Genomic DNA, 20,230 nt, shown 5'->3' on the forward strand with positions numbered 1-20,230 from the left:
TAGCTTTCATGTCTAATATATTATGCAGATGTAATTGGGGCTGCCTTCCGCAAGAGCGCTTACGCGCAATTGGCAGTGATGTATCTGTTAAGAATAATGAAAAACTCTTCATCGAAACAAAAACAAATTTTAAAAGCATGGTATCAGCAATTGAAATCAGTACAACCCTCCAAAATTGCTGATACCAATTTAGTTGATTCAGAAAAATTAGATGTTGAAGAAGCGAATTGGGAAGCACGACAAACTTACTATCACGACCAATTTTTATACGCAGACAGACTTTAATGTACCTTATTATTACATGATCAAGAAAGTTGATTTTGTGGTAGCTCAAAATTGATCAAAAGCTGTGAAATGTAATGGAATAAAACTTTTCACAGTTTATCACTTCATTTATTCAATTAAAGGAGAAAAAATGCTTTCATATCAAGATTTTTTAACAGATGCCATTGTATTTATCTGTGCAGCTTTTGCGATTATGATGATGTTCGATTTTATTGCGATTTTAGTACATTCGTGGAATCAATGCGCCAAGCAAGAAAACAATACAGTATTACCAATTTTTCAAGAGAAAGCATTAGATAAAACTAATGATGTCCCAAAATCTATAGACTCTCCCAAATCTACTGATATCGAAGTATCAACTTTTGAAGCCAAAGATATTCAAACCGATTCAACTCGTTTAGCTACAGAAGAAGAATTGTTTACCTTAACCCTTCGTAAACTTAAGCAGTTAGCAGCAAATTACTCCATCCCTGGCAGAACTGCTATGACAAAGAATCTAAAAACAGCACATCAATTGTTAACTCCAAAACTACTTGGATTGGTAACAGTAGCTGAAATTCAACTATTAAGCCTGCAAGAATAAGCGAACGCATTTAAACGTAAATGAAACAAAATGCGTTCCTCTCTTACTCCTTTTATTAAAAAATTAGTCAAGAAGCATCGCAACTAGTGTAAAGACATCCCAATCATAGCATCAACATTCCAAACTAAACCCAATACTCAACTGGACTTTTAATTATGACAATTAAAGCACCCTCTAGCGCGAGTTATTTAGTCTCTACGCTGGAAGAGTTTATGGCAACTGCTAACTCATTCATTCAGAACTATTATAAAACAGGCAGCGATGCACAAGACATTCAAAGAATGATTATAGCTATTACAAATCTAAGGCTTGATATCAATATTGAAGCACTTGAAGCAGAATTCCAAATAACTCTCACAAAGCGTATTTAGTCGTCTCGTTTGAGTTAACTACTGTCTTGGCTTTTCACGGAATACAAAATCAATCATGTCACAAACTAAAACTATAAAAGGTATAACCTTCCAATACGGAGAAAACAAAAGTCAAAGGTATTGGGAACACGTAAGAGAAAAACAAACCTATATATTGCTTCAACCAAAAGCATTACCTACTTATTGGTCAATTATTCAATTTGACAAAAAAGGAAATTGTAAAACTTTAAATTGCGCGATTGTAGATAAACAAGGGAATGTAGTTCAAAAAGACCCTCTTTACTGTTTTCATGAACTAACCGTTGATGGTTGGCTTAATAAGCTTGCAGATTACATACGAGAACAAAATTATTAGATTGTCAATGAATCAAATTTTTCTAACCTTTGTGAAGGTTAGTTTTTTTATTTCATAATGTTCGGTGAATAATTTTAATGTATGTAATTGATAATTAACTAATTGCTGTGAATCATTTTTTGATCTCAAAATTTACTTTTAAATCACATTTTTATCATCTAGTAAATTATGCCTATTATGTAAATAAATATTAATTACTTTAACCTTTCACAAATTTTCACAAATGGGCTACAAGAAATCATGATACTAGAAATTTTAATTTTTTGTTTTACTAGAGCAGTGGTACATTATTTATATAGTTGTCAAACATTATTAAAGCAGCAGCGCAAAATTATGGCAGCCCCAGAACCACAATACAGTAAAGAAGAATTTGCACGACTGGGTGATGAAATTTATGCACGGGATATTTATCCACAACTTCAACCAAATAGTCAAGGCAAGATAGTTGCCATTGACATTACTACAGGTGCATGGGAAATAGATAATGATGAGATTTCAGCTTGTAATCGTCTTGAAGAACGTTATCCAAATGCACAAGTTTGGATTGTAAAAGTTGGTTCTGGGTATGTTCGTCGGTTTGGTGTAAGTCACAGTCAAAAAACAAAAACAGCATGATAATAGGAAAAGTTAATGCTGACTACGAGCCAATTATTCGCATTGCAATCTGCGATTCACAAGGAAAGGTACACGAACGAGATGCAGTGATAGATACAGGTTTCGATGGATGGCTTTGCTTACCTCCAGATTTTATAGCTTTGCTCGGACTTAACTGGAAAAGACGCGGACGAGCATTATTAGCAGATGGCAGCGAAAGTATTTTTGATATATATGAAGCAACAGTAGTTTGGGATGAACAGTTTTTAACAATTCCAATTGATGAGGCTGACTCCGATCCACTTGTTGGAATGTCATTAATGGAAGGTTACGAATTAAAAATACAGGTTATTGATGGTGGTATTGTAAAGTTGATGAAATTGCCTATCCTCTAAGCTTGAAATTTAATCGTTAATCTGGAATAACGTTTTTAATAAGATTAATTGGAGCTTCATTTATGTCCTGTCAATTTCCTTATTCCCACCACCTTTAGATACCAAAATTTCCTTTTGAGAAACAACTTTATTACCTGGTAAATTATGCCTATCAAACTCTCCAGTTTCCGGACTATAGGCGGCTACAGCTTTACCTTGAAGTGCAGCATAATCAATAATTGATACCGTTTCTAAACTGCGAATACCAAGTACTATATCGTCCGACTGTTTCATTTGTTGAATTGCGCTTTTGATTGAAGTTACGGTTGATAACTCAATTTTAATATCGTTTCTATGTGCTGCTAACTCTTCAATTTTGATCGCAGCAGGCGATGATTTTGACTTATATGGCGTTGCATCTATAAATTGAACTGCATCATAACCATGCTCAATTGCTCGATCAACGGCACGTAAAACCATGTTACACATTATTTGTTCGGTTTTAGCTTTAATTGCTTGGTTCTCAGCCGGAGCTTCAAAGAATACGACAGTGGCGATAGCAGGTTGAACTTCTTGTTTTTCTTGAGAGGATTTTACAACATCTTGCTGCTGTTTAGATATTTGAATGCCTGGATATATTACAGAAGTTGGGTCAATAGTTATATCGGCATAACTAGCAGGAGCATTATTAATAGTACCAGAAAAAGTAAACCCTTGAATCGGTCTGCCAATAGCTGTTAGCTTTTGCTGTAAAAAATTAACTGACTTTTTATTGACAGTTCCTAATATTTGGTTTTCAACCTTAGCATAAACTGTTGGTGGTTTGTGCGAGTCAGTTTTCTGTACTTCAAGAGTTATACTGGTTTGTCCGTCTTGCCATTGACGATTAGCCGCTTCGTACTTATCAACGCTATCAATTTGCAACTTATTATCTGGATTCTTCAAGCTGGTAACGATAACACTTTTTGTAGGAGCGGAAGTAATGGTAGCATAAGCCTCACATCCAGCAAGTAAAGCCGGAGAATGAGCGTTAATAGTACCAAACTTTTTACCTTCTACCCTTACCCAGCGAGCGGTTTTAGTATTATCGCGGGGATGGGAACCATCTTCAAACTGAATAGGAACTCTTTCACCCCTAAAATTTCTATCTGCATATTCATTGAATTGAGTACCAATTATCCTCATTTGGGTAAACTGTAACTCCTTGAGTTGACTTATTACCTCACCTGGAAAGACTGCAAATGCTACACTCGCTCGGCGCATCCCTGAATATTTGAAATTTTCTTCTGTGTGACTGATATCGTGAATAGCTGCTGTTAGCTGTAACTTTTGTTCTGTAGGGGTGTTGGTTCTTATCGATTCTACATATTCTTTTAATTGCTGTTTCAAGGCATCTATCATGCGATCGCTAACACCAAAATGAAATTCTACATTCCCTTGTTCGACTAACATTCCTGGTTTCAGTTGATGTTCTTTAATAGAGCGGAAGCTAATTGTACCAATCGGAACACTTATACTTTTACCATCCAAGGTTGTGAATTTAGCTTGAACAAATAAAGGATGAGGCATTTTTTTGGTCGGTTTTCTCGATGCAATCTCAAAAGTCAATTTCTTAAGTTTCCAGAAATTAGGATTCTTTGCTATTTCAAAATTAATTAAATTGGTAATTTCTAATTTTTTACCGCTGGTAGGTGAAGTAATAACTAAATAAGGACCTGGTTCTAATTTTTTTCTTTGTTCTAGTTGAATCCATTGTTTTACCAATGAATTATAATTAGTTTTTATTTCTTGAGCTTGCTTCTTTTGTTCGGGAGTAAATTCAATTCCTGGATAAAAGTTTCTAAATTGTTCAACAGAGAGAGCATTCAGTTGACATTGTTCAAAAATTTTATTTGTTTGCTCAATCATTAAATCGATAGGACTGTAACCATTGGTTTTCATACCTCTATTTGTAAAAGCTTCTGGATTTTTCTTATCAGCTAACCATTCAACTTCTTTATATGCTGTAATAGCTTGACAATATTGAATAATATCTTGATTTGGTCGCAAAGCACTTTTAGGTCCGTCGGCAGCCACTTGTAGTTCGTTTCCAAGTTCTGCTACGCAATTTTTCAGTAGTTGTTTAAATAATTGCAACTTTTGTTCTATTTTATTATTGTTTAAAGCTTTATTTTGTGGATTATTAGTAATTTTATTAATTTGATTTGATATATTGTGCGGTAACTGTAAGTTTTGATAACGAGGTGCTGACGAAATATAATCTAAATGCCGTAGTATTTTATAAGCATAATCAATTTTTTCTGATTGAGGCATTGTATCAATTTCACATTGAAGTGCGACATTTTTTTGAATTTCCGACGCAATAATACCAATTTTACTATCCATTGCAGAAACGGCAATTTCTTCAAAAGTACCTTGATAGGGTACTTTAGCTTTTTTGATAATATTAGGATAGCGGTTTTGTGGTAAATTATTTTCTTTAACTTCTGTAGCTAACAAGGGAAAGTCTTTAGCAGGAGCAAAGGCTAGTAAATCACCGTCAAAATCACATTGCATATTATCCATTGCCGTATCAGGATGTATGTATACGCATCCATCTAGCATTTTAGGTAAATGTTTATTTTTAAGAGTAATAACGCCATTTGAATTAATTAATGGAGAACGAGTAACTATAATTTCTTCACCTTCTTGTATATAAGGTATGCTAATTTCATCTAACTTTAAATCTAAACTTGGTTGAGCCATACCAGATGTAAATTTAATGGAACGTCCAGTAGCAATATCAACCCACTCTTTTCTTACAAAATCTTGAAGTTCGGTAATTATTTTGGGATGTTCAATAAGTTGACAGTAACCTGACAAATCAGCTTTCAATAAAGAATATATTAATAAATCTTTTTGTTCATTATTTAATTCTTCACTCTCGTGAATTTCTTCGCTTTCATTCTCAGATGATAAGCTGTCAAATATACGCAGTTTTTCTGTCTTACCTTCATTTTGATAAGATTCACTTGGTTCAATATTTTCTGCTAAAAAATTTTTGCGCCGTTCGTAATTTTCAACATACCGCAATGCTAACATTTTGGGGCTTTTCTGCTCTAAAGCTAGCTTTTCTGCTTGTTGCTTAATAATAGGTAAAATTTCTTCTTTTACAGCATGAGGATAATTAACTAAAATCTGAGTTCCTAAACTGTGTTCTCTGTATTTAGCTATTGATTTAACACCCAAGCCAATATCAATTACATACTCCCCAGGCTTAATAGCATCTGTTCCTTTTCTACCTTTAAAAGAAGAAGTTGCGAGTACCATATCATAGCCAGTTTTAGTACGCAAAGTTCCGGATTTTATATTACCGCTTATCCGTAAAGATGATTCTCCAAGCTTATCTAAGTTAGTCGGTGCAAGCGTACCTTTAGCAATTCGCATTACCGGACTTTCTTTTTGCTGTTTTACGCCCAGTCTGAATTGAAAAGTACTCAGCTTTATACTGTTAGCTTTTGCAAAATTACTGTCAATTAAACCCTTACAATCACCTACCAGTTTTTTTGCATTACTTGGAGCAATAATACCACCAGAATCTCCAGTGATATCGTCAATTACCAAGATTCTCGCATCACGCAACTCATGTAAACTTTGGCAGGATGTAAACGGTAAAGGATAAGCAGCACCATCTGAAGGGTTAGGATACAGTAAAGAACGAAGATTAGTATCATTAGCGAAGAACATCCTTTTACCCGCACAAAACTGTAGAGTCATCCCATTGTATTGAGTTAAATCGGATGCAACCGTAGCTTCTGGATAAGCCGTACCTATGCTAAACTCAGCACCGTCAAATAGGTATTCAGCGAGGGTGTTTTCAAGTTTCTCTTGAATTCCTGTATTTTGTTTAGTTTTTGTATCAAAGTGATTGAGTATTAAAGCCATCTTGAAGGAGAATAAAGCGAAGTGGTTTTAATGGCATATAGAAAAATTTAGATTTAAAGAACTCTATTTATTTTTAATTCTTTTAGTTGGTAATTCGATTTATTTTACGGTGTTTCTAAAAATTATGTATTAAAAGTTAATAGTTAATTAAGAGCAAAACTAAAAAAATGTTTTAGAATTAAAACTGGTATTTTGTAAGTTGGAAGGATTAGCAAATGACTAAAAAAGTAATTCCTAGCATTAACCAGCTTTCTTATGGAATGACCCCGGAAGAACTGATAAGTGAAGGTCATGTAGATGTAGATTATTTTTATGACCCCGATTTAGAAGAAATAAAAAAGGATGTTAAGGAAATGGAACGGATAGCTAGAGAATCTGATAAGTCCAAACATAAACGTATAGAGTTTTGAGAAGGACAATCTCTAACCGTTAGATTTCATATTTACAAATGGCGATCGCCGTATCTACTTTGCTATTTTTCGCGCCTAGTTTACGAGTTTACGTTTTAATTTAGAACTTTATTGTTTGGGTTCAATTAGCAAACTTACGCTTTTGAGGCGGAGTAGCCCAAATGACACAGTGTCCTGACTTTGCTTTACGTCCGTACTGAGATAAAATCACACCCAACCTTTGGGCATCTTTTACGCACTCTCCGTTATCTAAATAGCCACGATTCCAATCAATTAAACTCCTGGCGAACTTTCCCTCCTTGGATACCGCCCATTTCATTGCCTCCAGTTCATCCCAGGTTAAAGTGTTTGCCTGCACCCGTGTATATCCGCCACTTAGTATGCCAGCAATCCAAGGAGGCATTAAAATTCCCATGATTATTCCTACTCCTAGAATAAAAAACAACAACATACCTGCGGGGAATACAGCAGTAAGAAGTTTTCTACTTTCTGCGAACTGTGCTTTGCGAATCAGAGCGTGAGCGGCTCTATCAATCGCAACTTTCTGCCGTTCCACCGCTACTTCTTCTACCTTTTCCAAGTTACGTGCTAAATCTCGATTCCAATTTTTGAACAGTAGTTTTAAGGTTTCCGGTGCATCTTCCAACATTACTTCTAATTGTCCGGTAGCAATCAACACTAGAAATAAAGGGTCATCTTGAGATAATCCACAACTCAGCGCGAAATCCAGCACTCGCTTTTTAAACGCTTCGCTCTTACCTTTCAAAGCTTCTAAAAGTAATTTATCTGAAGCCTGCGATGATTTTGAAGATTCAGTTTTAAATGCTTCCGCGTCTGTTTCATCCGATTTATCTGCTTGATTTAATTGATTCATTTTATTAAATCTGTAAGAGCAAGCGCTTCATGAGCTTTTTTAAGAAAATTCTTAATTCGCTGCTTTGATACTACTTTTATTTCAGAATGTGTCAGCGATTCTGAAAAAGTTAATCCCCATCTATCTATAATATTGCGTTCCCAGTAGGGAAACTTAGGAAAGTCCATTATGATAAAATCGTAATCACTTTGGGCTGCGATAAACTCCGGCATTTTCTCTATGTAACTCCAGTCATCACATAAACCCATATTCTTGACAAATACGTGAGTCATTTGATTTCCTAAATCTTTTAAAGATTGTAAGAAGAATTCGGCAGAATCAACACCTCCGGTACAAACAAACCATTTAACAAAAGTAATTGAATTTTCGGCTCCTAAATCAATCAAATTATTTTTATTTATCCAGTTAGTAACATTAGAATAAACTTGAGCAGGTAAATTTACAATTACTGACTTTTCAAAAGCTTTCTCAAAAATGAAGTCTGCTTTCTGGGCAAGATTTTCATCATCGCTGAAAAATGCCAAATCCACGTCTTTGTAAATTTTAGCAATATCCTGATTGCTGGTATCTGCATCTATAATTGCCATATTTAATCCAGTAGAATAACAGTATTCGATTAATGTTCTACTGAATAAAGACTTCCCCGCACCGCCTTTTTCACCATCAACTATATGAATAGTGGTAGATGATTTGATTAATTCTTCTTGATTTTCAGAGCTATTATTTTTTCCATTTAATATTAATTCTTCTTCTAAAACTGGATTATCTTCACTCCAAAAATCACCTTCTACCGCATCTTCTATTTGCAACAATTTTTTGGAAGCACCATTAGGAGTATCGTCTTGGTGTAAAGCTTGATTTGTAATACCTTTGCTATCTTGTTCATCTGAAATCAAATCATCATTGAGTTCGGTTTCCCAATCTTCAACGGGATTGAAGTTTTCATCAGTTTTTAATTCGTTGTAAACAGTTGATCCAACATCTATTTTACTTTTTGAACTATCAGCAGGGGAATCATTATCACCGTTAATTGGCAATTCATCGGTTTGTGGTTGAGCATTTTGCAAATGATCGGGAGATGCTTGCATTTCAGTTAAGGAATCAGATGGATAATTAGAAAATTCATCCGAACAAGCATTAGGGTTTTTCTTTTTATTGTCCCTTTTTCTTTTATCTCGTTTAGCAACCATAATTAAAGCTCCTGAAAAAATGTGAATGTTTAATAAGAGAAATTATGAGAGGAGTAAGTACAAAAATACCCCGGTTGAATGTGCGAATTTCCAGTACGCACTCTCGGTTACAAAAAATTGTTTAAACCCGTGTCATCGTATTCATTATCACCAGCTTGAGTACGAAGTTCATTCAGAGAAGAAGAATTTACAGTCTTCTGTTTAAGTTGGGATGGAGTATCTTCTGTAAATCTCACCTGTACTGAAGAAGAAACATCTTCTAAACCAGCCAATTCTAAAATATCTTTTGTTTGTTTCCTTAAAACCTGTACCGCATCCATTGCAACAGAACGCAATTGTTGTGAAGTACAATCTGCTGTTAGGGAGTAAGGAAGCCAAAATGACCTAACTGCTAACAGTAGCATCTCGGTTTTACCCATAATGCAATTATCTTGAATGTATTTCATCAACTGTACGTCTGACTTTTTGCGTGGTTGATAGCGCCAGCGGAAATCAATTTGTGGAGGCATTAATGATTACCTCCTCTTGTACCAACAGATTGAAACCGTTTCTCAACAGCTTGTGAAAAGTACAAGAATAGACTGTAAACATCCGCCAATCTGCTCAACAGAGAAAATTCGTCAACTTGTTTGGGGATATTTGCACCCACTCCCCACACACAAGACTTTCCACGATAGTGCAAGTTCAATTCCTTCTTCATATAATCTGCGGTACCTCCGCAAAACAATATTTCATCGACTTGACGGGGAATCACTTGATTTAACCAACTTGTAAGGGCGGCGCTATACTCGCTTCTGGCTAGTTTTACCGCTTTTTGGATTTGTTGTAACTCTTGCTGTTTGTTAGCATTTCCCGTGCTTCTTAATAGTCGTAGTAAAGGAACAGGTGATAAGTCACTTCCTGCTGCTACTATCGCCGGAGCAAGTAAAGAAGGTGTTTGCCCCGATGTCTTGGCTACGACTCGCTCTAAAAGCCGAATCATTCCCAAATCGGAAGTCTTACCATCAGCTGCAACTACACCCCTATCGCCGATCAATACTGAAGCATTTCTGTAACCTACCATCGCCAGAGCAATGACTTTTCTTTTAAGCGCTTCTCCCACTCTCTTTTGGTACGCCAAATATATTCCCGCACCCTCTGGCAAACACTTAAACTCTATTAACTTCACCTGCATTCGTCCCGTCGCCGTTATGTAGTTGGCAAGTGCTGTTCCAAGTTGCTCTTCCAAACTCTGTTTATTTTCAAGCTCTCCTGGTGGAAGCAAACAAGCAAGTGCCAGTTGAAAGTTACAACCTAGCTTGAGTTTTTGTGAAGCAACCCAAACAGCCGAAGCAGTTTTAGCTATTGCTCTTTCGTACTTCAATTCTTTCAAACCAGCATTCGCATAGTATTTTTGCTGGGCTAAATAACCAACTGCAAAGGTTTCACCGTTGATATTCACCCATGCAATATTCTCTGGAGAAGTTGCACCCAAAATTTCTGTCGAATCAGAAGCAACTGATTCCAAGGGTATTTTTATCACTTCTGGTTCCACGATTAAAGATGCCGGATTTCTTTTCTCAAAGGTATAATAAATTCCTTTTGTTGCACTTCCTCCAAAATCTAAAGCCAATATTAGTAAAGGTAAAGTTTGAGTAGTTTCGCTCATGATTCCTAATTTAATTTAACTCGATTTTTTTAGATTGGTTGCGATAGTGAGACAGCAAATATTAAATGGTACTTGGGATGAATTGGAAATGTTTTTTAAATTATATACTCCTTGATGATAGTACTTCCTCTTCATTAATATTTTCATTTCCAAACACTTGAAGGAATCTGAAGGTAAATGAAGGTAAAGTATTAGGAATAATTATTGTTTTTTAAGTCCGCTACGGTCAAAAATTTCCTTCAAATTCCTTCACCATATTTCTTACTATCGAATAAATTCAAAAGTCTTCAAACAATCTCTATACATGGGTTTGAACAAAGTTATGGTCAAAAAGCTACTGTAGTTTTCGGTTTATCAGATTTGATGGCTTCTGTTTCTTACTTGAATCCATACAGAATATTCCAGCCTCTCATCTTAAACCAAATGTAAACTCACTACACAATTTACTAATTGTCTTGTGGTAATGAGATTAATCTGTTGCCGCATTATTAAAAAAACTTGCTTCAAATAAATAGCACAAATGTCTATTAATTCTGCTTATGAGTTTATAGAACATAACTGATGAAAATTTACTTATCGGCTCGATTAATATTTCCATAATCTTCAATACTTTATTCCTTCAGATTCCTTCTCTATTAGTAACGAATGAACATTAAAAGCCGCAATACTACAAAAGAGAGATTGTAAATTTAGGGCTATCAATACTAAAATTTTTGGTATTATAATTTTCTAAAGACTGTTTCTCACCATCTCAGTATTATAAAGTATATAAATCCTTGTTATAACTTGATTACAGTCATTAAGTAACCATTAAGCATATGTGTATAATTACACTGATTTTTAATGCTAAAGATTATAATTAAAACAAGATAATATTTTATTCTTAAGGGTAATCACATAAACTATATAAAATTAATCACACTAATTTGAGGAAGCTACATAAGCGAGATAAAAAATATTTGTGTAAAATTTTGATAGTTAAGTTATGAGTTTACTGAAAACCAAGAGATATAAGGTGTGGAAAATTTTCCACACCTTAAGCAGGAAAACTTCTTACCTCTATCAAAAGTAAAGCAGAAGAATATTGGCAATTAATTATGCCGCTAGCCATCTGTAGAATCCAAAAAATAAAAAGTTGGGGAATGCTGAAGGGCAATGAAGCACATACTGCTAGAGAGAGAGACACCCCTAACGCCAACCCAGAAGTAACCAATATACGGATTATTGGTGACTCCTTTGATCTAGATTTAGCAACTTTAGTAAGAGACAAAATCGGTTCGCAGAAAATTCGCTCAAATGCCGTTCTTGCGGTAGAAATGTTGCTTAGTGCAAGTGCTTCCTATTTCCGTCCGAATGCACCTCAAGAAGCAGGAACTTATGAAAAACAACGTTTAGATAACTTTGTGAAAGCATCTGTTAATTGGTTAGATTCTTCTTGGAGGGAACGAGTAGTTAGAGCAGAGTTGCACCTCGATGAAATTACACCTCACATTCACGCTTACATCGTGCCGCTGGATGAACGAGGTAAACTCAACTGTCGCGCCTTGTTTGGTGGAAAAATTAAATTATCCGAGCTGCAAGATAGTTTTGGAATGGCTCTTTCACATTTAGGCATCTCTCGCGGAATTAAAGGCAGTAAAGCTACCTACACCACGCTCAAAAAATATTATGCTGCCGTCAATCAAGATTCTCAACTCATAAATTTAGAACGCTTTCTTCCAAAAGCCCAGGTGCATGAAACAGGTGAAGAGTACCGACAGCGAATTATTAAAATTTTAAATCCTGAGTTTGAAATAATCAATTATCAACTCAACCAACGCTCTCGCTTGCTTAAGCAATTTGCCGAGTTGAAACACACTGCAAAACAGGGTGAAAAACTGCGTCAACAACTTTCTGCCGAATTACGAATCCTGAAAGCAAGTATTAAACATCAAGACTTACCTTTAGAATTAGTTGCTTACGAACTAGGGGTAAATCAAGACAATCAATGGTTATCAACAAATAACGCTATTGATTTAGTAATGCAAGTTAATCAATGTAAATTTGATGATGCACTTATCTGGTTGCGCGATAAATTCGGGGAGGAGCAAATGCTTGCTGCGGCAACTAATCAAGTCACTAGCAAAGCCTTACACATTGCATATCAAAATCCCAAAGCACAATTTGTAGCACCAGTACCCGATAAAAGTCATTGGAAAGAAATTGAAAAATATTTCCAGAAACATTACTGTATTCCGCAAAAATTAATGCAGACACTGAATCAGCGTGGTTTGTTGTATGCGGATACATCAGGTAGTGCCCTATTTCTAGCGCGAAATCTTTCTTCTGGAGTCACCGGAGCCTACCTGCATTCATTAGAAATGACGGCGAATACTTTTAGTTTATATCCTGGAAGTAAACGTTCTGGTGGTTGGTTTCATCTGAGCATGGGAAGAAGCTCGGATAATCTCATAACAGCAGCAATGATAACTGCTTCGCCGATTGAATCATTGTCTCTAGCAGTATTAAACGCCCCTCACATACACAGAACTCTCTACTTATCCATCGATAGCATTCACCCTATCACCGAGACTTACGCTCCTATACCTATAGAATTTCTCAAGACTATACCGAATGTGGCGATCGCAATGTCGCATTATAGGGCGGGTGCCATTCAAAAGCTTTTACCTCATTCAATCAAGTTACAGCCGAAAACCACTTGGAATAAAGAGTTACAAACACGTCTTGGAGCTACAAATTATGCCGCGTTGGAATAAAGAACGGTGCTGGAAATGACGATATTGTCAGTTTTGATGAGTAATAATCCCTTCTCATACATACTTGGTTTTGGCTTGCTTGGAATGATACTGGGTATTAACCTCTGGGTTAATTCAACAATGGAAAGTTTTCAGAAACCCAAACAATCTAAACAACCAAAGACGGCACAAGAGTATGTTGAACGAGGTTACGAAGTAATGAATGAAATACCGCCACTTCAACAAAATGACAACGCACAGCACCAAGCTAATTGTAAGAATGCAGAACAATCTTTCCAAAAAGCTATTTCTCTTGATTCTAAAATTGCTTTAGGCTATCAAGGACAAGGTATGAGTTTAATTTGTCAGAAGAATCTTGTAAATGGTAAAAAATCTCTTCGCCGTGCCAAAACCCTCTATTTACAACAAGGAAAAAAGCGAGAAGCTAAAAATATAGATTTAATTTTGAAGTTTATAAACAAGTAATTAAGTATATATTGCATAAACAGCGAATAACTGCTTAACGGCTTGATAGTTATGAACTATTATCTTTTTTATCAAATATTTTTTTGTAATTATAAGGGAATATTATATTTTTATCTGTAACTAAAAAATTATTTATTTTTATATGTATGACAGAATAATTTTCTATAAAGAAAAATATAGGATATAGAAACTTTATATTTTTTAATATTAAAAAAGTGTGAATCTATTCATCTTAAGTTAAGCTACTATAAAGTTAATAATTTCTCGCTAAATTGAAAGTAATTAGCGAAGTAATTGCTGTTAGTAAATGGAAAAAAACAAGAAAAATTAAAGTGTTATTAAGTGCATATAACTACCATTACATTATCAATATTACGCAACAACCGTCGCTGTAGTAATTTATAACGACGATTAGATGGGAGAACACAAATTGTATTAATTGATAGTCAATAAGCGGATGATGAATCTCTTTAAAACCAATACACCAAAACAAACAGTAAGTTCTCGTCACTTTAGAACAATTGTTTATCCAAATCAAAATTCAAAGATACCGAAAACAACTGCATCTAACTGGCGATGGAAGCAATATTCTTGGGCAGCTTATCAACTTCCAAATGGCATGAAAGTAATGAGCGCTCGTCGAGTAGCACAGTTAGCTGGGCAACCGATTACGGATGTCATAGACTTTGTGCAATCGAATGATTTAGAAACACTAAATGTAATAATCCCTTCTAGAGTTGTCATAAATGCAATCACTTTGCCTAGCATCGCAATCTATTTACGACGGCTTCTTGAAGAAGATAAGTTACAGCATAATAGATTATCTCTGTCTCGTGAGGAATGGGGAGAATTAATAGACGCATTAACAAATCCATCCTTCGGAGAAGACTTAACACCAAATCCTTACTTCTTCATAAGTAATTGTCCGCCTGTAAGAGCAAACACAATTCAAATCCGACTTGAAGATAATATTACTTTGGAAGTGCTAATTTTACAGACTGGAGAATATCGAATTTCCTGCACCGAAGGATTGAATTGCATTCAAGCTAACCCCGAATGGTTAATGGATACCTCACCAAAAAAAGCCAGAGTTTTTTCTAAAATGAAATTGTCTCATCAAACCATAGAATGTCGATTTGTTACCGAACAAGGGATTAAACAGGCGTACACTTTTAGTTGTAATGATTGGCTATCAATATGGGAATATTTAGCAAAAAAAGGTAATAAACGTGCTATTACGGTTTTAAAAGCTTGTGCGAAGGAACGTATTTCTGCAAGAGTTGAAAAAATGCTTTCTAAAAGTTGTTAATTTTCTTATTTTGGTAAATTGCGCTTTATTACTATAAATTTAGTATTGCGCTTGGCTAAATATCATTTATTCATCACACGAGTAAAATTTTTTAGGAGATTAAAAATTGTCAAAGAATATTAAAAAAAGAAATGTGTTTAAAGAAAATATTCTTTCTGGCTTTAATTAAATTAAAGTATTTCACTTAATGCTATTAAAGCGAAAATTAGAAGAACCTTAATTTTAAATTTTAAAATTACAGGTATATTCCTAATACTCTTAATATTTTCTTCACTGGTGCTTTCTGGGCTTCCAACCGTTGCACCTGAGATAATAATCCCTTGGGGATGTACTTTGACGACTTAACTAGGCGTTCAGCTTTGCTGCCTCTATCGCCTCTATTCCAAAGCTCGTAATGATAGTAAGCTTGCGGGTAATCTTTTCCACCCCTAGTAATAGTACGCCAGTGAATGCTACCGCTGCCTTCACCTTTACGTCTTTTACTAGGGGACAACTCGATTTTACTAGGGCTACTATCTGAATTACTAGGGCTACCATCAAAGCCTTGTGATATATTAATTTCACCGTTATTTATCCACTTATACCCTAGTAATTTATCTGCGCCTTTAGAAATATCTGCATTCGCATCACTTAACTCCGGGCTGTTTTCTTCATCCCCTAGTAAATTACTAGAGTTAGTCGCAACATCCAGTAATTTCAATATCTCTATAACGGGGCGTTTAGCAGATTCTGCATTTTCAACGCTTCCGAATAATTTCTTAGGAATGTACTTGCTGCGCTTTTTATTGCCTTCTTTCCAGTGGTAATAAGCCTGTGGGTATTTTTTGCCATTTTTGGTAATAGTGCGCCAATGGATATAGCCGTTACCTTCTCCCGATAGACGCTTTTTACTAGGGTTGTTTTCTTCATTGTCCCCTAGTAAATTACTAGGGCTATCTAACTCCGGGGATAAACCAATTTTACTAGGGCTATTCTCTTCATTGTCCCCTAGTAAATTACTAGGGCTGTTGCTAGGGGAGATAATTTTACTAGGGCTACTATCTTCCTTATCCCCTAAATTATTACTAGGGCTACCCTCTTCCCCATCCCCTAGTAAATTACTAAGGCTGTTTTTACTAGGGGATAAATCATTTTTACTAGGGCTATGAAGAGGATTATTACTAGGGCTGCTTTCTTTCTTATCCCTTAGTAAATTACTAAGGCTATTTTTACTAGGGGATAAATTATTTTTACTAGGGCTACTTTCTTCTTTATCCCCGGAGTTATCTTTTTGGGATTGAAAGAGATCGACAGAAACATTAAAAAGTCCCTGTTTACCCTTAATTGGAAGCGGTTCTGTAATAGGTTGAACGTTCTCTAACTTCCACGCATAACGTCCAATTTGCCAATCACCACTTTTTAGTTCGGTTTGTGACTGTTGAGCGATAAATTCAGGTGTCATCTCGATACAGTCAACCAAATCACAAACGGCAAGAGCATAACCATGTGGGAAATTAATTTCATTCCAAGCTGGTAACTCTAACTCGTTACAAATCTTTAAATATTGTTGGTATTGAATTTTAGTAGATTTAGCAGTCGAGCAAATTAATAACTTCCCTCTATATTTAGTCTTCCAGCTTCTAGTTTCGTAATTTTTTAGACCCAAGGGAATTAAAGAGCAATACGGCTGCCACAGACTAATCGCTTTTAAAGTATTAGGCGTAGTGGTGTTGTAATTACCGCTTTGTTCCTTAACTGATAAGTGAGTTGAGGTAAAGTATTCGCCGCCAGACGATTTGACCAAGCCTGGTGTCGAGACAGTTTCCGAGGGCTGCTCTTCGAGCGCGATTAGTTCGGTTGCCGCTCGGTGTTCCTGGGGATCTGTCCAACCGATTGGCAGTCCAAATTCCTGCTCCAGCCATTCTGGGTTGAATACTTCGTTCTTGCCAATCAATCCCAGTTTCTTGGCTTTGGCTTCCGATTTGGTATTCCCAGGAGGTCGTCCGTTCCCACTCCAACTCAATGCTCCGGGACGTGGCAACGAGCAAGAGTCTTTTACCAGACCATCTGGTTCCAAATTTAAATCGCGTTCCGACAACAATCCATTGTGCATCATACCCACACTCGCAAAGCTGCCAGAGCATCTGTTTAAAATATGTTCCGGGTTTTTCTCCAGGATATTGGGGTGCAGATAGCAATCCGGGTACGTTTTCGAGACAAAAGAATTTGGGTTGGATTGTGCTGACGAGTCGCAGTATTGCGGGTATGCAGTCTCGGTTATCGGCTCCACCCAAGCGTTTTCCTTCAACGGTAAAAGATTGACACGGTGGCGATGATGTAATGCAGTCGATTCCCTGGACTCTTGGGAATTCTCTAACGTCGTTGTAGATGGGGACTCCGGGAAATCGTTGTTGCAATATTTCTCTACACCAGGAGTCGATTTCGCAGAGTCCGCACAAGTTGACTTTTCGGGTGATGATTCCTGAGAGAGGAAATCCCGCTCCAACTCCGCTACACAAATCGAGTTGTCGGAGTTTTCTTCCCATTGCTGCCATGCTTTTTCGTATTCTTGTAACGATTTAAAATCATCGGGGTCTGGTGGTTCTATACTTTCGTCCCAAAAGATCGTAGGATTGCCATTTGAATCGAGTTTACGTGGGACTTCGCCAAAATGTGCCGGGTTCCATCGATCCGAAGAATCTTTATCACTCCTACCTCCCTGCTCCCCTGCTTCTAAAACTTCCATACCTGCGGAAACTTTATTATGTGAATTTTCAAGCGGTTCTACATTCTGCTGAATTTCAGTAGTGTCATATCTAAAACCATTCCAGTCGCGTTTATAAGTTTGTTGATATTGATCAATATTAAAAATTGTCATCATTTTTTATTGGAGTACTTGCTTAACAAAACACACCCTGCTCCAATGGTTTAAGATATTGCTAGGATAAAGATAGTTAAAGCTTTGTTTAATTCACTTGCCTATCTTATTAAATAAATATTTAATCACTTAAAGAACTCTTAAATTAATTTGTCGTTAAAAATGCAAGAAATCGTTACAAAAGGTATGGAGATGCATCAAAAGCTGTTCGATGAAATGCTAGAACGTTTTGACATCTCAGCTAAAGAAATCGCTCAATTGATAGGGGTTTCCGAAGTTACTTTGTCTCGATTCCGGCGCGGTAAGGGTGACTTGCTAACAACAAAATTTTTGGCTTTACTATTGGTTCTTCCTGAAGATGCAAGAGAATGGTATATTTCGCGATTAGTTGGTTCTAAACCAAAAACCAATCTACGATCGCTTGTAATGGAAGCATCTCCCCAAGAAAAAGCAGAGGTTCTCAATGCTCTTGCTATTTGGGTCGTTCAATCCTGTGAAAATAAGGATTCTAGCCACTTACCGCAAGCAGTGTAGGAATTGAAACGTAAGGTATCATTTAATAAAAATGACGATTTCTGGAATGGGGCGAATTTGTATCATTTTTTAATCTAATTGTTTTTATTATTGTTCAAATCGCGTACATCACCCCAAAACGAAGTTATTACAGGTGCAAACTCCGACGTATCTTCACTACTAGCAGGTTGTGCAAAATATTTAGCACGATTGGCGATCGCCAAAATTCTGTCAGTATCTCTAACATACAACGGAACCATTTTTTCCCGCTGTTCCAACAATTCTCCCAACCCAATATTCATTATTAGTCCTTGGTGAAATAGTTTACGTGCAGCCTTCTCTACTATCCGCGCTAATTCCGCACCAGTACAATTAACAGTTTTATTGAGAATAATCCGCCATTCCTTTTGTGTAAGCACATTAGTATCTTGATATCGCTTATCAAATCTTGCCAAATGCATCATCAAAATTTCTTTGCGCTCGTAAGCTTGAGGGAATCCTACATAAAATATTTCATCAAATCTTCCCATCCTGGTTAACTCTGGTGGTAATGCATCAAGTCTATTGAGAGTAGCAACGACAAATACTGGAGTCTTTTTATCTTGCAACCAGGTAAGTAGAGTTCCTAAAATCTGTGTGGAATTATTATCCCCGCTATTAGTAGATGTAGAAAATAGTTTATCCAACTCGTCAAAATAAAGCACCACAGGAGCGCAAGCTTCTACTCTTTCTAAAGTGCGTTTTAAATATGTTGCACCGTAACAGGTAACGGCTGCGGTATCCACGCTGACAAGAGGGAAACCCAGAAGAGAGGCACAAACATTTGCAGCAAGTGTTTTACCAGTTCCGGGTGGTCCCACTAGTAAGCATCCCTTGGGAAGAGGAATATTATTATGTTGTGCTTCAATCGAAAAATCCAGTTTTGCTTGAAGGGTAAACTTCTTGAATAAATCCAAACCGCCAAAATCCGGAACACTTGGCTTTGAAACAAAATTAAAATTGAAAGAACGAAAGCGTTGAATTTTATAAGCTAGAAGTTGTTTAGATAAATCATTAATATTTGATAAAAAGCAAGAATGAATCGCAATTGCTAAACCATTACGAATTTCTTCAATTGTCAAACCAGAAGCAGCATTTACCAAAGTTGATATATCAATTTTATTTATATATTTAGGTAAATTTTTCTGTAGAAAATCAGCGATATCGAGAGCGGAAGGTAGTGGATTAAATAAATTGGGAATTAAATTAGCCAGAGACTGGGACATCTCAACATTATCGGTGGTTAAAATGATTATTCTTTTGAAAACATCATGATTCTCTAATTCATAATAGATATTAACTATTTGCGATATAAGCTTATGAGAAAAGAATCCTTCCTCTTGTGATGGGTTATTTGCTAAAGATAACAAGTTTTCAAATATAAACATTCCTTCGGAAGGCGTATTCAATAAAAAGTTAAAAGCAGCAAAAATATCCTGCTCGCAGTTGCCCCACAGACTTGAATTTATAGCTGAAAAACTTATTTTACCTATCTTATTGCAATTAACTTCTTCAAAACAACTCCAGCCAGAATTCCATAAATAAACAGGAACATTTTTTGGTTCCGCACAGTTCCGGTAAATCCACTCTAAAACAGTCATGCGTTCCCTTGTTGAAGAAGTTACGTTAACTACAGGAAGACCTGAATCAATCAATAAATTCAAATAAGATAATTCCATTGTT

The 20,230-nt window shown here is 36.1% G+C and carries 18 protein-coding genes; 11 read left to right on the forward strand and 7 right to left on the reverse strand.

Features of this window, described 5'->3' with window-relative positions:
• The first annotated feature begins 96 nt into the window (after window positions 1–96).
• The 6 genes from ACM03V_RS11190 to ACM03V_RS11215 all read left to right on the forward strand — a co-directional run bounded on the left by ACM03V_RS11190 (window position 97) and on the right by ACM03V_RS11215 (window position 2,583).
• Window positions 97–285: a hypothetical protein gene (locus tag ACM03V_RS11190; protein ID WP_414620855.1), complete on the forward strand. Its 189-nt coding sequence runs from the start codon at window positions 97–99 to the stop codon at window positions 283–285.
• A 130-nt stretch (window positions 286–415) separates the two neighbouring features.
• Window positions 416–868 carry a hypothetical protein gene (locus tag ACM03V_RS11195; protein WP_414620856.1) on the forward strand — a complete coding sequence of 151 codons (453 nt, stop codon included), beginning with the start codon at window positions 416–418 and terminating at the stop codon, window positions 866–868.
• Window positions 869–1,023: 155 nt separating this feature from the next.
• Window positions 1,024–1,239, forward strand: coding sequence for a hypothetical protein (locus tag ACM03V_RS11200; RefSeq protein ID WP_414620857.1), 216 nt, complete (start codon window positions 1,024–1,026; stop codon window positions 1,237–1,239).
• A 55-nt stretch (window positions 1,240–1,294) separates the two neighbouring features.
• Window positions 1,295–1,594: a hypothetical protein gene (locus ACM03V_RS11205; protein ID WP_414620858.1), complete on the forward strand. Its 300-nt coding sequence runs from the start codon at window positions 1,295–1,297 to the stop codon at window positions 1,592–1,594.
• Window positions 1,595–1,834: 240 nt separating this feature from the next.
• Window positions 1,835–2,209: a hypothetical protein gene (locus tag ACM03V_RS11210; RefSeq protein ID WP_414620859.1), complete on the forward strand. Its 375-nt coding sequence runs from the start codon at window positions 1,835–1,837 to the stop codon at window positions 2,207–2,209.
• Window positions 2,206–2,583 carry a clan AA aspartic protease gene (locus ACM03V_RS11215; protein WP_414620860.1) on the forward strand — a complete coding sequence of 126 codons (378 nt, stop codon included), beginning with the start codon at window positions 2,206–2,208 and terminating at the stop codon, window positions 2,581–2,583. The genes ACM03V_RS11210 and ACM03V_RS11215 overlap by 4 nt, the downstream gene beginning before the upstream one ends.
• A gap of 60 nt (window positions 2,584–2,643) precedes the next feature.
• Here the strand turns inward: ACM03V_RS11215 and ACM03V_RS11220 are convergent, their stop codons facing one another.
• Entirely contained in the window at window positions 2,644–6,486 is a 3,843-nt protein-coding gene (locus ACM03V_RS11220) for a hypothetical protein (protein ID WP_414620861.1), read from the reverse strand.
• 215 nt (window positions 6,487–6,701) lie between these two features.
• On the opposite strand from ACM03V_RS11220, the gene ACM03V_RS11225 reads away from it, so the two are divergent.
• Complete coding sequence (locus tag ACM03V_RS11225) at window positions 6,702–6,896, forward strand: hypothetical protein (RefSeq protein ID WP_414620862.1); 195 nt, start codon at window positions 6,702–6,704, stop codon at window positions 6,894–6,896.
• A gap of 121 nt (window positions 6,897–7,017) precedes the next feature.
• On the opposite strand, the gene ACM03V_RS11230 is transcribed toward ACM03V_RS11225, so the two are convergent.
• The 4 genes from ACM03V_RS11230 to ACM03V_RS11245 all read right to left on the reverse strand — a co-directional run bounded on the left by ACM03V_RS11230 (window position 7,018) and on the right by ACM03V_RS11245 (window position 10,608).
• Window positions 7,018–7,770, reverse strand: coding sequence for a DUF6753 family protein (locus ACM03V_RS11230; protein ID WP_414620863.1), 753 nt, complete (start codon window positions 7,768–7,770; stop codon window positions 7,018–7,020).
• Window positions 7,767–8,960 (reverse strand): cobalamin biosynthesis protein CobQ, encoded by a 1,194-nt coding sequence (locus tag ACM03V_RS11235; RefSeq protein WP_414620864.1) that lies wholly within the window; start codon window positions 8,958–8,960, stop codon window positions 7,767–7,769. The genes ACM03V_RS11230 and ACM03V_RS11235 overlap by 4 nt, the downstream gene beginning before the upstream one ends.
• A 107-nt stretch (window positions 8,961–9,067) precedes the next feature.
• The gene (locus tag ACM03V_RS11240) at window positions 9,068–9,469 is read right to left on the reverse strand and encodes a hypothetical protein (protein ID WP_414620865.1); all 402 of its coding nucleotides are present in this window, start codon (window positions 9,467–9,469) and stop codon (window positions 9,068–9,070) included.
• On the reverse strand, window positions 9,469–10,608 hold the full coding sequence (locus tag ACM03V_RS11245) for a ParM/StbA family protein (protein WP_414620866.1): 1,140 nt from the start codon (window positions 10,606–10,608) through the stop codon (window positions 9,469–9,471). Before ACM03V_RS11245 ends, ACM03V_RS11240 begins: the two co-directional genes overlap by 1 nt.
• 1,097 nt (window positions 10,609–11,705) lie before the next feature.
• Between ACM03V_RS11245 and mobV the strand changes: the two genes are divergently transcribed.
• The 3 genes from mobV to ACM03V_RS11260 all read left to right on the forward strand — a co-directional run bounded on the left by mobV (window position 11,706) and on the right by ACM03V_RS11260 (window position 15,138).
• Entirely contained in the window at window positions 11,706–13,364 is a 1,659-nt protein-coding gene (mobV, locus tag ACM03V_RS11250; RefSeq protein WP_414620867.1) for a MobV family relaxase, read from the forward strand.
• Between the two features lie 15 nt (window positions 13,365–13,379).
• Window positions 13,380–13,829 (forward strand): hypothetical protein, encoded by a 450-nt coding sequence (locus ACM03V_RS11255; protein ID WP_414620868.1) that lies wholly within the window; start codon window positions 13,380–13,382, stop codon window positions 13,827–13,829.
• 457 nt (window positions 13,830–14,286) lie between these two features.
• On the forward strand, window positions 14,287–15,138 hold the full coding sequence (locus ACM03V_RS11260) for a hypothetical protein (RefSeq protein WP_414620869.1): 852 nt from the start codon (window positions 14,287–14,289) through the stop codon (window positions 15,136–15,138).
• A 1,730-nt stretch (window positions 15,139–16,868) separates the two neighbouring features.
• On the opposite strand, the gene ACM03V_RS11265 is transcribed toward ACM03V_RS11260, so the two are convergent.
• Window positions 16,869–17,672, reverse strand: a complete 804-nt coding sequence (locus ACM03V_RS11265) for a DNA cytosine methyltransferase (protein ID WP_414620870.1) — start codon at window positions 17,670–17,672, stop codon at window positions 16,869–16,871.
• A gap of 485 nt (window positions 17,673–18,157) precedes the next feature.
• Between ACM03V_RS11265 and ACM03V_RS11270 the strand changes: the two genes are divergently transcribed.
• Window positions 18,158–18,529 carry a helix-turn-helix domain-containing protein gene (locus tag ACM03V_RS11270; RefSeq protein ID WP_414620871.1) on the forward strand — a complete coding sequence of 124 codons (372 nt, stop codon included), beginning with the start codon at window positions 18,158–18,160 and terminating at the stop codon, window positions 18,527–18,529.
• A 74-nt stretch (window positions 18,530–18,603) separates the two neighbouring features.
• Here ACM03V_RS11270 and ACM03V_RS11275 read toward each other — a convergent pair whose 3' ends face one another.
• Entirely contained in the window at window positions 18,604–20,226 is a 1,623-nt protein-coding gene (locus tag ACM03V_RS11275; protein ID WP_414620872.1) for an AAA family ATPase, read from the reverse strand.
• Between the last annotated feature and the right edge of the window lie 4 nt (window positions 20,227–20,230).

It is taken from the genome of Calothrix sp. CCY 0018 (genome assembly GCF_963920925.1).
Taxonomy (GTDB): Bacteria; Cyanobacteriota; Cyanobacteriia; order Cyanobacteriales; family Nostocaceae; genus Rivularia.